Genomic DNA, 15,455 nt, shown 5'->3' on the forward strand with positions numbered 1-15,455 from the left:
AATTGTTTTAAGGCACGCAAAGTTAATTTTTTTTCGCGATGTCGGAAATAATTCAGAGCCCCCAAAATCGGTTTAACAAATTGGTAAAACATACGATTTGCGACTCTAATCCGAAGTGATTTATGTCACTTATGTTTGATTTTTACGAATTCGAAGCAGAATGGTTCGTCGAACAATAAGAACCGGCAAAATCCCTTAATTAAACCAGTAAGTCATTTTTAAAACCACTGCCCTGTTTCTCGAGTTCCAGTTGCCGGTAAAATAATTATCGGTGTAAACCAGGTAAATATCCGAAACCGGTTGGTATCGCCACTGAAAGCGCGAGTTGATATTCAGGTTGTCGACTTGTTCGTTGTACTGCACAAAAGTCGACCAGAATATTTTATCGGTGAAGGTGATATCCATTTTCGGACCCACCAGCCAGAATTTTTCGCGGTTGAATGGATCGCCCAAATCCATATCGGTGTAGTTAAAATTCATGGTAAGGTTTACATAGGGTTGAAAGCGGTAACCAATTTCTCCCTGAATGTACTGAATGTCGCCACTATAGAAACTGCCTTTTGAGGCTTCGGCCTGCCATGTAAACAGCGATTTTCGGGTAGACTGGTAGGCAACAGTAAAAAGTCCAAAATCATATTCCGAACCTTCGGGTAAATAATTGTCAGGATCTTGTGTCGGGTTAAAATCGTTTCGTAATTGCACAAAATGATCGCTGTACTCAAAGCCCAGCTCGGCCCGGTTAGCAAATGTAATCCCGTATTCAAACTTGTATTCGTGTTCAATTAAATCGTTATCGGGATTATAGTAATTATCGAGTTGCACACCCGGGCCATGGCTCGCTACTTTTTTATTGGGCACAAAAGTATAACCGGCCGATGCACCAACAAAATTATATCCTGTTCGGCGCACATATCCGGCCTCGGCACGGTAATTTTCACCAACCGAAGTTTCATAAACACCCAGGTGTAAATGCTGAGTGCTGTAATTCAACATGGCTCCCTGTGCATATTGTTTATCGGGATTATCGGGTTGAAACGAGCGATGGTAAAAGAACTTACCGTCCCACACATTGTCTTTGCTGGCCAGGTTATAATCGAAACCAATCACGCGGTTAAACATGCTGGTGTCCGATGGTTCATCAAAATATTCTTTGTTAACGGCAATAAATCCAAGGCTCGACCGCGTAAACATTTTCTTCTGAACAGAAGCCACTGTAAAGTTTCGTGACAGGTTTTCACCGGTTTCCTCGGTAGTCATATTCATAAAACCTACCCGCCAGTCGTTGCCAATTTTCCCACTCAATCGGGCCCCGGCAAGTACCGGAGCGTCCAAACCAACTCTTCGCGAGAAAAACGGAGTTAAAGTATGTGAATAACCATAACTTGAAAAAAGGTCGCTGTTCTCGAGAAAGAACTGTCGTTTTTCGGGGAAGAACAATTCGAAACGATCGATATTTGTTACCTGCTGATCAACTTCAACCTGCGCAAAATCGGGATTATACGTCAGGTCGAGTGTCATCGATGACGAGATACCAACTTTGGCATCAAAACCAACGTCGGTACGGTAATCGGTACTTGTTCCGGCCTCAAAATTTTTTGCTGCGCCACCCAATAAATACGGAATTACTGAAAACTGCATTTTTGATTTTGGCAGCGGCTCCTCAAACTGCATGCGCCCAGAGTAGGCCAGCGATGATGTTGGGAACTGCCTCGGCACAGGCGCCCATGCCGACTTTTCATTCGATTTCAAATCCAGTCGGCTAAAGTTTACGTTCCATTCCTTACTTCCTTTCGGATACCGAACCGATTTAAACGGAATACGCATTTCGCTTACCCATCGGTTGTCGTAATGTTGGGTTTTCATCTCCCATTTGCAGTCCCAATCCAACGATATACTGTGTCCGTTACTCATGGTTCCGTCCCACTTGGCTCCCGAGGCCGAAACCCCAAATGAAAAACCGTTTGTCTGATCCAAAAATGTATCGAAAAATATGAGCAGGTTATCGTTATTTCCAAAGCTAAAATCGCGGCGGAACGATTCCATCACACGATCGCCGGGAATAGTATCGTAGAAAATTTGCGCTACGTACAAAGCTTTGTCGTCGTAAGCCATCATCATTGTTGAAGGCTGCGTGGCAAAACCGGTATCAACAGGTAGCACCCGGTAAAATTTATCTGCTTTTTGCGCGCTTTGCCAGTCGCTTTCATCAATTACACCATCAATATTTATTACCCCCTGCAATTTCTTTACGCGATAAACATAGGCTTTATTGAAGGTATTTATCGTTGTATCCGATTTTGAGCTATAAATGTTGGCAACAGCAGTATATGCCAAACATACACAGAGAAATAAGACCAAAGGCAACTTCATACGAAACAGCTTTAATTGATTTAGGTATAATACGTTGGCGACAAAGATATCAAATTGTCGGAATTACAATGTGCAAATTGTCAGGTTAGATAAGTTTTACAAATAAAAAGCCTCCGACTTTTCAGCCGGAGGCACAAAAAACAATGTTCAAGCAAGATCTGCTACAAGGTGATTGCTACACCGTTGTAGAAATCAAGTATTTTCGTGCGGAAAATGTATTCGTATTTTGCTTGTATCAGATCCGACTGAGCATTGGTCAGATTTGTTTTACTCTGGTTGTATTCCACAGAGTTGATCATTCCCACGTTAAATTTTTCTTCGGTGTAACGGAATGCCTCTTTCATTGAAGCCACCGCTTTATCGGTAGAAATGTAACGATTAAAAGCAGCCAGCGCATTGGTGTATACCTGCTCAATGTCTCTGCGCAAAACATTGCGGTTTTGTTGTAACTGGTACTCGTAATCGGCAATTTGCAATTCTGAGTTCGAAATATTGTTCTTCACCTGGAAACGATTGAAAATCGGGATACTCAAAGTTAATCCCAAACTCGAGCGACTGTTGTTTTTCATCTGTTCGCCCAAATCAATGCGGTTTCCTTCAAAGTCTTTGTACTGGTTGTTGTACTGGTTGTAATAGTTGGCGCCAAAACTCAAACTCGGATAACGATATCCCTTGGCAATTTCCAACTGTTTCATGGCACTTTCAACACGCAACTGTGCCGCTTTTATTTCGGGGCGCACATTAATTGCGTTGCTAAACACATCGTAAGCGTTTATCATGGTCAGGTTGGCCTGAACTTCGGGCAATACGGGCTCTTTAATCTTAAAACTTTCGGCCATGGGTAATTCCAGAAACTGGTACAAATTCAGGTAAGCCAACTGAACACGGTTTTGTGCATTTACCAAATCCAGCTCTTCGCGCGCCAGCTGCGCTTCAATTTCCAACAAAGCTCCACGTGCTTCACTTCCTGCATCAACAAGCTGACGGGTGCGATTAATTTGTTGTTTGGTTATCTCAATGGTAGCCTCGGCAACCAGTTGCACCTCCTGTGCAAAAAGAATTTCGAGGTACTCGGCTGCAATCCCCAGCATAATATCGTCTTTTGTTTTTTGCAGATCGGCCAATGTTGCCTGCAAATCGAGCTCACGCATTTTAACGGTATTGCTCAGCGTCATTCCGTTAAACAGTGTCATGCTGGTATTTAACCCTCCGGCAACGCTTGCCGAGTTAATATTATCGTAAGTATTGTCGTAGGTTAACGAACGGCCAAAACTAAAATCGTTGCTCACCTGGCCATTCAGGTTAGGCAGCTTATCATCTTTTGCCTGCTTAACCAGCGTTTCGTTGTAACGTGTATTTATCTCCTGTCGTTTTACCTGAAGATTGTTTTGAATGGCGTAATCAAAACAGGCTTGTAAATCCCATTCGTTTTGCGCCTGCAGGTTAAAGGCTCCGGCCGACAGTAATATTCCTAAAAATAAGGTTAAAAGATTCTTCATCATGTATTGTTTTTTGTTTTGCCACTAATTTACATAAAGCAATGTGAATTACCTACTGTTAGCCATTATTGGCTTGTGCTTCCTGAACTTTCTTCGGATCAATCTTTTCACCTTTTACTTTATCCTCCACTTTCAATCCTTCTGTAATTTCAATATTTATCCCATCCGAAAGACCAGTGTGAACCCAACGTTTTTCGTAGTTTGGTTCTTCGGCCGTACCTACATTCACCTCCACAAACGAAGAGTCGTTTTCAAATTGAAGCAAACCTTCGGGAATAACCATCACATTGTCTTTGCGCTCCAGAACGATATTGGCGTTTGCACTGTATCCGGCACGGATAAACTGGCCTTCCTTCAGTTTCACATTTGCTTTAATTTCAAACTGAATAGCACCGTTTTCCTCCACTCCTTTTGGCGAAATATATTCCAGAACGGCAGCAAATTTTTCTTTGTCGATAGCACCAATTTCCAGTTCAATTGGCATTCCTTCACGAATTTTACCCACCTCTGTTTCGTCAACATTTCCTTCAAATATCATATCGCTCATATCGGCAACCGATGCAATGGTAGTTCCTGCGTTAAAGGTATTTGCCTGAATTACCGAGTTACCTTCTTCAACCGGAACATCCAGCACCATACCGTCGATGGTTGAGCGCACCAGCGTATTAGTAGCCGTTTCAGCCTTTTTTGTTACACCGTTTTTAATTAATTCCAGATTATTTTCGGCAGCGGTCAGTTCTTCTCTTGCTGAATCGTAGGCCACTTTTGCAGCTTTAAACTCTTCGTACGAGATCACTTCTTTATCAAATAATTTCTGCTGACGATCGTAATCGATCTGTGCATCATCAAAACCAATTTTTGCACGGTTTACACGAGTTTCGGCCGAATTCAGTGTCACCATATCAGGAATAATTTTGATACGTGCAACCACCTGCCCCTTGGTAATTTTATCGCCGGCTTCAACAAACAATTCATCAATAATTCCTGAAACCTGCGGAACGATCTCGATTTCAAAACGTGGTACTACCGAACCTGTAGCCACCGTTTTCATTACTACCTCGCTATAAAACGGGTTCTTGTTTTCAAAAAAATCTGTTTTCTTTTTCGATTTGTTGTACAGGAAGAAAAGTGTTCCTCCAAATATTGCTACCAATACTACAACTCCTAAAATTTTAAATACTTTTTTCATGGCTAAATTGCTTTTATTGTTTTTTGTTTCAATTTTATCCTTAATCAATAATCATTAATCCTTGTTTACTCGTCGCGCAAAGCATCAATCGGTTTAATACTTACCGCACGCCGTGCCGGAATTAATCCGGCAAAAATTCCGGAAACCACCAGTACTGAAAGCGCTCCAACCGCCATTTGAAAACTGATTTCAGGGCGGCGGAAGAAAATATCATCTCCGCTGCCAGCATTCATTTCCAACGCCATATTCAGCAGCTCAAGCAGGCCAACACCCAGGGCCAAACCAAGGTATCCGGCAAGTACGGTTAGGAAAACACTTTCGGCAACAATGTGCAGGATCACTTTCCCCGGAGTTGCACCAATGGCGCGCTGGATACCAATTTCCTGCGTGCGTTCTTTAATAATTACCAGCATAATATTGCTTACGCCAATTACACCGGCCAGCAAAGTTCCTATTCCCACGATCCAGGTTAGGATCTGAATTCCGGTGAAAAGTCCCATATATTTTTTCCACTCTACTTCGATGTTAAACGACCCAACAGCCTGTTGATCGTCGGGTGCAACACGGTGGCGTTCTTTCATCAATTCTTTTAAGCGGCTTTCCACCTTGCTCACAGGCACTCCGGGTTGCGATGTTACCGAGAAAAAGTGCACATCGTCGCCCATGTTATAGGTCTTTTGCATGGTTGTGAACGGCATTATTATGGTTTCGTTTTTCCGGCCACTACCAATGTTTACACGGGTTTCGCCTTTTACCACACCAACCACCTGAAAGTAAACGCCGTTAATTTTCAGGTACTGTCCAATCGGATCTTCGTCCTTGTCGAACATAACTTCCACCACACGTTCGCCAATATTTACCACTTTTCGCGAATGCTGAATATCGATGGTGTTGATCAGTCGTCCCTGAAGCGGTGTCCACGGATCGATTTTGAAAAACTCGGGATAATCGCCATAAATATTAAAAGCACCTGTTTTTTTACCGCGAATTACATTATCTCCACCTCCGCTGCTTGGCCCGAACAATCGTGGCGACAAATATTCAATATCGCTGATGTTGGCTTTTATGTATGCTATATCTGTGTTTTTGTAATTCCAGCGTCGGCCCCGTTGAAATCCTTTATAAGGAACGCTGGTGCGCTCGGTCCAGAAGAATGCCGAGTTTGATGCGAAAGCTTTAATTCCGTCCATCACCCCATTTTCAAGGGCACGACCGGCTCCAGACATAATTATCAGCATAAATATTCCCCAGAACACACCAAACGCGGTCATAAAACTGCGCATCCGGTTTTTCTTTAAAGCGCTTAATATTTCTTTCCAAAGGTCTAAGTCGAACATTGTTTTCTGCTTTTGTTTTCGTTTCTGTTATTCGTCGCGTAAAGCTTCAATAGGTTTGATTTTTGCAGCTCGTTTTGCAGGAATATACCCCGCAATAGCTCCGGCTATCACCAGTAATAATGTTGCCGATAGGGCAATTCCCAGGTCAACGGTCGGGTTGCGGAACAAGGTTTCTCCATTTCCTCCGTTGGTTGCCGCTGAAGCTTCAAATTGTTTCTCTACGATAAAATTCAAGCCTTCCATCAATCCGGTTCCCAGCACCAGACCGATGTATCCGGCAATGGTTGTGATCATTACTGCTTCCAAAAGAATTAATCCAATAACTGACGCAGGACTGGCACCAATGGCTTTTCGGATACCAATTTCTTTGGTCCGTTCTTTTACTACGATTAGCATGATGTTGCTTACGCCAACCACACCGGCAATAAGGGTTCCTATTCCAATAATCCAAATGAAAATATCGATCGCCTGGAAGATCTTCATGGTTTGAATTACATCTTCCAGTTTACTGTACGATCCCATGGCCGATTCATCAGAAGCATCAAACTTATGTTTGCGAGCCAGTCTCTCCCGAACACGGTTTTCAATGGCCTGGCTTTCTTCTATTGTTTCGGCGTTAATGGTTAAGGCAAAATTATGCAGGCGGTTTGATCCGTTAAATACTTTTTGCCCTGTGGTAACCGGTATGTATGCATTTCGGTGACGTGTGCCACCGCCTTCTTTACATATTCCAACCACTTTAAACGGAATGTTATTTACACGAACATATTCACCAACGGCCTCTTTGCCATCAAAAAGGGCATCGTAAATATCTTTCCCCAACACCACCGATTTTCGGGTCTGATCGATATCAACCTGGTTCACAAAACGACCTTCTACAATTTCAATCGACTCAACATCTTTTAAATCAGGATGACAAGTAATTGCTGAATACTCGCCGTATTCGCTTCCGTAAGAGAATAAGTTTCCGCCAATATAATAACGGCCCGAGGTGTGCTCAATGCCTTCCAGATCTTTCAGGATATCGTAATCGGCATTGGTGAAACGAATTTCCCTGTTTTCCTGCATGCCTTTATAAGGTATACTGGTACGGCCACTCCACAACCACATGGCGTTAACGGCATCACGCATAAAATTTTCCGACACACCGTTACTTAAACCATTACCGGCGCCCAACAGGATCATCAACATGAAAATCCCCCAGGCAACACTAAATCCGGTAAGGAAAGTGCGCATTTTATTTTTTTTGATGGTGGCAAAGATCTCCTGCCATTTATCAATATCGAACATGATAGCTTAAGTTTAAAGTGATAAGTATAAGAGCAAACTGCCCACTGAGACTGAAAACTGCGACTGCAGACTTCTCTAGGCTGTTTCCAGTTCTTTAGCATAACGATGCTGAAAGTTTTTCAAATCGCCGTTTTTAATGATCTCATCAATCCGGCCATCTTTCAATCGGACAATCTTCTGGGTCATCGAAGCAATATCGTGCTCGTGCGTTACCAGAATCACAGTAATTCCGTCATCATTAATTTCTTTAAGAATATCCATTACCTCGTACGATGTGCTGGTATCGAGTGCACCTGTTGGCTCATCGGCAAAAATAATTTTTGGCTGAGAGATAAGCGAACGAGCAATCGCTACGCGCTGTTTTTGTCCTCCCGACATTTCGCTTGGTAAATGTGTTGCCCAATCCAGCAGACCAACTTTATCGAGGTATTCTTCTGCAATTTTGTTTCGCTTTTTCCGATTCACTCCCTGGTAATACAGCGGAAGCGCCACATTTTCAAGGGCGTTTTTAAACGAAATCAGGTTAAACGACTGAAACACAAAACCAACCAACTCGTTACGCAGTTTGGCAGCTTTCTTTTCCGACATATCCTTAACCAACGATCCGTTCAGATAATACGATCCTTCATCGTAGTTATCCAAAATTCCAAGGATGTTAAGTAAGGTTGATTTCCCGGAACCCGATGACCCCATAATGGAGACGAACTCTCCGGATTTGATTTCGAGGTCGATTCCTTTTAATACGTGCAACGAGTTACTACCCGTTACGTACGACTTGTGAACATTGTTTAGACTGATCATGGCTTGAACTTGTTTTCTGTTTTTCCGGCTATTAAAAGCCGTTGATTTTTGTTTTCGAACTAAAGTTGATGAAAAAAAGGTTTTCCCTATGTATTTTTTCGACGAACAACCCTTTTTTACATGTAAAAAAATCTTTCTGTACGTTTTTTGTTTTTATGGCCTTAATACTTGTTTGTTTTTTCAGTTATGTGACGCACAACTTTTTGATACGTTACAACGAATTTTTGTTTTTTTGAAATGGCCTTCAAAAGCATTCAATCTTTCCGTATTTTTGGCTTCTAATATTTCAGTACATGGGAACAAAATCAGTTTCATTTAAATTACCCACCAACTACAGCCCCGAATTGTTGCAAGGCCAAATTGCCAAAACACTTCGGATTAAGAACTTTTCGTACGAGCTGGAGACAAAAAGTCTGGATGCCCGGAATAAATCGAACATCCACTGGTTGGTAAAAGCCGTTGTATCATCGCCTGAAATTAAAGGGGACGAGCAGGTTGAAAAAGAAAAGCTGGAAATACCTTACAAGAAAAGCAATAAAAAAATCGTGGTTGTTGGTAGCGGACCAGCCGGTTTCTTTAATGCCTTTGTGCTTCAAAAAGCCGGTTTTGATGTTACGCTGATCGAACGCGGCTCGGATGTTACAACACGTGGCAAAGCCATTTCCAACTTTGAACGAACAGGCAGCTTCAACGCCCAAAATAATTATGCTTTTGGCGAAGGTGGCGCCGGAACATTTTCGGACGGCAAACTCACTTCACGCTCTAAACGTATTTCAAAAGAGAAACAGTTTATCCTGTCGAGTTACGTGGAAGCGGGTGCACCGGAGGAGATTTTATACATGACCCACCCGCATTTGGGAACTGATAACCTGCGTAAAATTGTAAAAACCCTACGCGAAGCGTTTGAAAACCTGGGTGGCAAGTTTCTGTTTGAAACGATGCTGGAAGACGTGGCAATAACCAATTCAAAAGTAAAAGAGGTAATTACATCCAAAGGAAATTTTCCTGCTGATGCTTTGTTTATTGCTCCTGGTCATTCGGCTTTCGAAACCTATAAAATGCTGATCAGAAGAGGCATTCCTTTCCGTACTAAAAACTTTGCCATTGGCAGCCGGATGGAACACACACAGGAAATCATCAACCGGGCACAGTGGGGAAAACCACAACTTCCGGGAGTTAAAGCCGCCGAATACCGCCTCACTTCACAAGCCGACGGCAAACATTCGGTTTTTTCGTTTTGTATGTGCCCGGGCGGCATGGTAGTTCCGGCAGCGGTTTATGAAAATACCAACATCGTAAACGGCATGAGCTACTACAAACGTAATGGCAATTTTGCCAACGCTGCCTGCGTAGCCGCCATTCATCCTGATGAGCTGGCAGGCAAAACAGTTTCGCCCATTGAAGCGCTGGACAACCTGCAAAAACTGGAAGAAAGTTTTTATCAATATTCCGAAGGTTATGCTGCTCCGGCATGTTCCATCAACGACTTCCTGAAACAAAAGGGTAAAGGATCACAGTTTGAAACCAGTTACCCGCTGGGTTTAAAACCGGCTCCGCTATGGGACTTACTGCCCAAACCGGTTGTTGAATCGATGCAGGTTGGCTTGCAGGATTTTATTCGTAAAATGCGTGGTTTCGAAAATGGCAACCTTTTAGGTTTCGAAAGTAAAACTTCATCACCCGTTCAGGTAATTCGCGACCAAAGTGGATTATGCGAAGGATTCGATAATATATACATGGTTGGTGAAGGCAGCGGCTATGCCGGCGGAATTATTTCGAGTGCCGCCGATGGCATTAAAGCGGCCATACATTTCATAGAACAAGCATAATTGTAAACTTCCGGTTAATTAGAACGTCCTTTATTTAGATTGATTCTACAAGATCGAAAAAAAAGTTAATTTTGTTGTCCTTAAAATAATACAAAACATGGCAGAAAAAAATCTACCTTTTAGCAAAGAACAGCTTGAAAGCATTATTGAAAACCACCCTACTCCGTTTCATATTTACGATGAGAAAGCAATGATTGAAAATGCACGTAATTTCAAAAAAGCATTTTCGTGGAACGAAGGTTTTAAGGAATATTATGCAATTAAAGCCGCGCCAAATCCATACCTGATGAAGATTTTGAGAGAGGAAGGTTTTGGAATTGACTGTAGTTCTGTTGCTGAGCTGGAACTGGCCAAACGTATTGGAATGAGCGGCAATGAAATTATGCTTACCTCGAACGATACGCCGGCATACGAATTTCAGCTGGCCAAAGATTTGGGCGCCATTATCAATCTTGATGATATTTCGCACATCGACTTTGTTGATAAACATGTAGGATTACCGGATACAATTTGTATGCGTTACAATCCGGGCAGTTTGAAAGAAGGCAATGTAATTATCGGACATCCTGAAGAAGCCAAATACGGTTTTACCCGCGACCAAATGATTGAAGGCTATAAGATTCTGAAAGAAAAGGGTGTAAAACATTTTGGAATTCACACCATGGTGGCTTCAAACGAACTGGAGTCGTCTTATTTTGTAGAAACTGCCGAGTTGCTGTTTAATTTAATCGTTGAGGTTTACGAAAAAACAGGCGTGAAAATTGAATTTGCAAACCTGGGCGGAGGTATTGGAATTCCTTACAGACCGGGCGAAAAACCGGTTGACATGGAATTTGTTAGCGCCGGAGTGAAAAAATGCTACGATGATATTATTGTAAAAGCCGGACTTGCTCCGTTGAAAATATTTTTTGAATCGGGTCGTGCAATTACCGGCCCTTACGGTTATTTGGTAACCAAAGTTCGTCACATTAAAAAAACATATAAAACCTATGCCGGTTTGGATGCCTGCATGACCAACCTGATGCGCCCTGCACTATACGGTGCTTACCATCACATTACGGTTATGGGAAAAGAAAACGACGAGGCGAATATAAAATACGACGTAACCGGGTCGTTGTGCGAAAACAACGACAAATTTGCCATCGACCGCATGTTACCCGAAATTGAGCAGGATGATATTGTGGTTATTCATGACACTGGAGCACACGGCCATTCAATGGGATTTAACTACAACGGAAAACTAAAATCGGCCGAATTGCTACTTCGCGAGAATGGAGATGTGGTTGAAATCCGACGTGCTGAAACAATCGAGGATTATTTTGCAACGCTCGATTTCGATGGTGTGAAAGATTTTTAAAAGAATCATAATTCACAATAAATTAATGAGGCCGGGCTACAAAACCCGGCCTTTTTTGTATTTTTAAAAGCACACTAAACAACAAACAATGAAGATAGGATACGACGCAAAACGAGCATTTCTGAATACCTCCGGCCTGGGCAATTACAGCCGGAATACCCTGAATGCCCTTCAGAAATATTTTCCAGATCACCATTATGCTTTGTTCTCGCCTGAAATTAAAGCAGCAATGCTTGAGCAGCAGGATAAGTTTGAGATGGTAGCACCTGAAAATGCACATTCAGGATTTAAAAAAGCGATTTGGCGCTCGATACAGTTGAGTGATGAAATTAAGGATCACAACCTTGATCTGTTTCACGGATTGAGCAACGAACTTCCCAAGGGAATTCATAAAACCTCCATCCCTACGCTGGTAACCATTCACGATCTGATCTTTATTCGTTATCCCGAATTTTACAAAACACTCGACCGGGCTATTTATTTCCGCAAAACAAAATATGCCTGCAATGCGGCGACCAAAATTTTGGCCATCAGCCAGCAAACCAAAGACGATATTATCGATTTTATAGATGTTGACCCGGAAAAAATAGAAATTCTCCATCAGGCAATTTCGCCGCTGTTTTTTGAGAATGCCAACACCGGACAAATCAAAGAAAAATATAAGCTGCCCAACGATTTTATTTTGGCCGTTGGTACGGTGGAAGAGCGGAAAAACCAACTTTCGATTATTAAAGCACTGGTAGAAAAAAACATTAAGTTACCGCTGGTTTTGGTCGGAAATCCAACATCATATTGTAACGACATTCATAAATATATTGCCGAAAAGCAACTCCATAACCGTGTAATTTTTCTGAAAAATATTCCGGAAACAGATCTGGCAGGTATCTATCAACTGGCGCAGTTATCCATTTACATTTCGGTATTCGAAGGTTTCGGATTACCGGTAATTGAATCAATGGCTTGCGGCTGCCCGGTAATCACATCAAACGCTTCGTGTTTACCTGAAACCGCCGGCGATGCTGCTGTGCTTTGTTCGCCACAAAACATTGACGAGTTGGGCAATAACATTGAAAAGATACTTACTGATTCCAATTTTCGTAAAGAATTAATTATGAAAGGGCGCGTGAGAGCCAATGAATTTCAACCCAAAAAATATGTTGAAAAATTGATTTCTTTGTACGCCGAATTAATAGGATAAAAACAAATCCCTCCTATCGTCACTTCGTTCCGATTGTCTCCGTCAGCTGACGGAGGACAGGAGCGCCGAAGAAGCGACTGGGGGTAAAAGCTATACAACAAGAGGACTATGCACAACGATTTAAAAAAGGCCGTTGAAGTTTTGAAAAGCGGGGGAATCATTCTTTATCCTACCGATACGATATGGGGCATTGGCTGCGATGCCACCAATGCTGAAGCTGTAAAACGTATCTACGATATAAAAAAACGTGAAGACTCAAAAAGCATGCTGGTTTTAATGGAAAATCCCGCTTTGCTCGATCGTTATATTGATGAAGTTCCGGAGGTCGCCTGGGATTTGGTTGAGGTAAGCACAACCCCACTCACTGTAATTTATCCGGGAGCAAAAAACCTGGCTGCCAATTTAATTGCCGAAGACGGCAGTATCGGTATTCGGTTTACCAAAGAAGAGTTTACACGTCAGCTATTGCAACGTTTTCGCCGGCCTATCGTATCAACTTCAGCTAATAAAAGTGGCGAAAAATCGTCGGTATTTTTTGATGAAATTTCGGAGGAAATAAAACATGCGGTTGATTATATTGTGGAATACCGGCAGGATGATCGTATGCCATCGAAAGCATCGAGCGTAATAAAGCTGGGGCCGGGCGGACAAATCGAAATTCTTAGAAAATAAAAAGGCCACCTAAAAAAACAGATGGCCTTAAATATTTTAATTCCGTCCGGATTACATACTTTTTACGCGTCCTGATCCGGCAACTGAAGCATCAACCCTTGGATTGCCTTTGTAATATACACTTCCCGATCCGGCAACTCTTGCTTTTAACGTGCCACTCGATTTCACGTTACTATTGCCCGATCCGGATGTACTAACGGTTACATCTTTGGCTTCAAATCCATCAGCTTTAAAATTACCTGACCCTGAAATGGAAACGGATAATTCGTCGGCAACACCATCGCTTTCAATTGTAATATTACCCGAGCCCGAAATAGCTCCTTTTACTTTGTCCGATGTCAGATCTTCAATTTCAATATTTCCGCTGCCACTAACAGCCAGATCGATAATGCGTGCTTTAATCTCGTCGGCTAAAATATCTCCGGAGCCGGAAACACCCAATCCATTTACATCCGGCACAGTGATATAAATGTCTATTCTGCCAGGTTTGTAATTGCGCTGAAACATACTTTTACCCGGAAAACGAATGATCAGTTTACTTCCGTTTACTTCGGTAATAATGTCTTCAATTGTCGACTGTTTGGCTTCTATGCGCACACTTTGCGGACTGCCTTGTTTTAGATGTACCGTTCCCGGAATTCGCAAACTTATCTCCGAGAAACTTGAAACATCGCGTGTTTCTTCCTGTGCCTGAACGGTTGAGGCCATAAATAAACCCATTACAAAAAGGCTTAACACTAAAATTCTGGTTTTCATGCTTTTACTATTTAAATTTCTAATTCCTAATTTTCAAAATCCGTAATAATTTTGGCGCTTAAGTTTAGCCAAAGCCGGTAATCTTTCCGGCCAATATTATTATTACGTATTAATGACGCGACATTCGGAATAAAGTTGCACGCGCCACAAAAATAATTGCACTTTTAAACGCATAAAGAAGCAATTTATGAAACAGAAACACAGCGTACCGGTGCAGATTCGGTTTAACGACATCGACCTGATGGGCCATGTTTATAATGCCAAATACCAGGAATTTTTTGATCTGGCGCGTCTAAAATATTTCGGAACAGTTTTAGGCGACCTTATTAGCTGGACACACAAAGGATTGATCATTGCCTCTGTGAAAGTGGATTACATGCAACCAACCTTTCTTGAGGATACTATTCATGTGCTTACTTCGGTTTCATCATTGGGTGAAAAAAGCCTTGAAATGACACAAGCTGTATACAAACAAAACAGTACAGACCCGGTGGCAATATGTAAATCGGTAATGGTTTGTTTTGATATGAAAGCCAGGATTTCGGAACCGATCCCGGAGGCCTGGAGAAAGAAATTTGCAGATTTTGAGCCTGACTTAAACGTCGATCAGTCCGTCGGGTAATTTTAAAGTAATTGTACTTTCATTTTCGCTGTACGAAACCAGCATCTCTTCGTGAAACGGGATTAACAGCTCCTCCCCCCGGTACGAAACCGTAAAAACAATATTTCCGGAGTAGTCATCAACTTGATCGATTACACCAATTTCGCCCAGTTTGCTGTCAATTAACATCAGGCCTTCAAACATCGATTCGTTTTCTTCCTGCTCATCAATAATCTCGGAATGAAACAGGTAAGCACTGGCGCCGATAAGGCGTTTGGCGTATTTTTCGTCGTCAACCCAATCAAACTTTACAATTGCTGTTTTGGATGAACGGAAACGGAAACCATCTTTTTCCACAAAAAAAGGAACAAGCAAACCATCAAGTTCAACAAAAAAGCGGTCACTATCTTCCACTGAATATTCAAACTGCTCGTCAAACTCCAGGACTACTTCGCCATGCACACCATGTGTTTTTCTGAAGAATCCAACTTTTTGGCAATCGGTTTTTGGTATCGTTTCCATACTTCAAAAGTAAAGCATTTTCACTTGAAACGGT

Annotated in this window: 13 protein-coding genes; 5 read left to right on the plus strand and 8 right to left on the minus strand. The window is 42.2% G+C overall.

All coding sequences use genetic code 11. The features are described 5' to 3' along the window. Nucleotides 1-195: 195 nt before the first annotated feature. From ABZB17_RS04780 to ABZB17_RS04805, 6 genes are all read right to left on the minus strand, one after another. The gene (locus ABZB17_RS04780) at nt 196-2,370 is read right to left on the minus strand and encodes a DUF5916 domain-containing protein (protein ID WP_372648348.1); all 2,175 of its coding nucleotides are present in this window, start codon (nt 2,368-2,370) and stop codon (nt 196-198) included. Between the two features lie 161 nt (nt 2,371-2,531). Next, on the minus strand, nt 2,532-3,869 hold the full coding sequence (locus ABZB17_RS04785) for a TolC family protein (RefSeq protein WP_372648349.1): 1,338 nt from the start codon (nt 3,867-3,869) through the stop codon (nt 2,532-2,534). A 58-nt stretch (nt 3,870-3,927) separates the two neighbouring features. Continuing rightward, complete coding sequence (locus tag ABZB17_RS04790) at nt 3,928-5,058, minus strand: efflux RND transporter periplasmic adaptor subunit (protein ID WP_372648350.1); 1,131 nt, start codon at nt 5,056-5,058, stop codon at nt 3,928-3,930. 65 nt (nt 5,059-5,123) lie between these two features. Beyond that, entirely contained in the window at nt 5,124-6,395 is a 1,272-nt protein-coding gene (locus ABZB17_RS04795; RefSeq protein WP_372648351.1) for an ABC transporter permease, read from the minus strand. A gap of 27 nt (nt 6,396-6,422) precedes the next feature. Further along, nucleotides 6,423-7,685, minus strand: coding sequence for an ABC transporter permease (locus tag ABZB17_RS04800; RefSeq protein WP_163324996.1), 1,263 nt, complete (start codon nt 7,683-7,685; stop codon nt 6,423-6,425). Between the two features lie 75 nt (nt 7,686-7,760). Then, nucleotides 7,761-8,486: an ABC transporter ATP-binding protein gene (locus ABZB17_RS04805; protein ID WP_045031630.1), complete on the minus strand. Its 726-nt coding sequence runs from the start codon at nt 8,484-8,486 to the stop codon at nt 7,761-7,763. A 293-nt stretch (nt 8,487-8,779) separates the two neighbouring features. Here ABZB17_RS04805 and ABZB17_RS04810 point away from each other — a divergent pair, with 293 nt between their 5' ends. From ABZB17_RS04810 to ABZB17_RS04825, 4 genes are all read left to right on the plus strand, one after another. Continuing rightward, nucleotides 8,780-10,315, plus strand: a complete 1,536-nt coding sequence (locus ABZB17_RS04810) for an NAD(P)/FAD-dependent oxidoreductase (protein ID WP_372648352.1) — start codon at nt 8,780-8,782, stop codon at nt 10,313-10,315. A gap of 97 nt (nt 10,316-10,412) precedes the next feature. Continuing rightward, nucleotides 10,413-11,672, plus strand: coding sequence for a diaminopimelate decarboxylase (locus ABZB17_RS04815; protein WP_372648353.1), 1,260 nt, complete (start codon nt 10,413-10,415; stop codon nt 11,670-11,672). A gap of 88 nt (nt 11,673-11,760) precedes the next feature. Then, nucleotides 11,761-12,870, plus strand: a complete 1,110-nt coding sequence (locus ABZB17_RS04820; RefSeq protein WP_372648354.1) for a glycosyltransferase family 4 protein — start codon at nt 11,761-11,763, stop codon at nt 12,868-12,870. Nucleotides 12,871-12,978: 108 nt separating this feature from the next. Then, a complete protein-coding gene (locus ABZB17_RS04825; RefSeq protein ID WP_372648355.1) occupies nt 12,979-13,542 on the plus strand; it encodes an L-threonylcarbamoyladenylate synthase in 564 nt (187 codons plus the stop codon). Nucleotides 13,543-13,593: 51 nt separating this feature from the next. Here the strand turns inward: ABZB17_RS04825 and ABZB17_RS04830 are convergent, their stop codons facing one another. After that, the gene (locus ABZB17_RS04830; RefSeq protein ID WP_372648356.1) at nt 13,594-14,298 is read right to left on the minus strand and encodes a head GIN domain-containing protein; all 705 of its coding nucleotides are present in this window, start codon (nt 14,296-14,298) and stop codon (nt 13,594-13,596) included. A 187-nt stretch (nt 14,299-14,485) separates the two neighbouring features. Between ABZB17_RS04830 and ABZB17_RS04835 the strand changes: the two genes are divergently transcribed. Further along, the gene (locus ABZB17_RS04835) at nt 14,486-14,920 is read left to right on the plus strand and encodes an acyl-CoA thioesterase (RefSeq protein WP_372648357.1); all 435 of its coding nucleotides are present in this window, start codon (nt 14,486-14,488) and stop codon (nt 14,918-14,920) included. Here ABZB17_RS04835 and ABZB17_RS04840 read toward each other — a convergent pair. Further along, complete coding sequence (locus tag ABZB17_RS04840) at nt 14,894-15,421, minus strand: hypothetical protein (protein WP_319499880.1); 528 nt, start codon at nt 15,419-15,421, stop codon at nt 14,894-14,896. The genes ABZB17_RS04835 and ABZB17_RS04840 overlap by 27 nt on opposite strands. Nucleotides 15,422-15,455 lie beyond the last annotated feature (34 nt).

It is taken from the genome of Draconibacterium sp. (assembly GCF_041583095.1).
Lineage (GTDB): Bacteria > Bacteroidota > Bacteroidia > Bacteroidales > Prolixibacteraceae > Draconibacterium.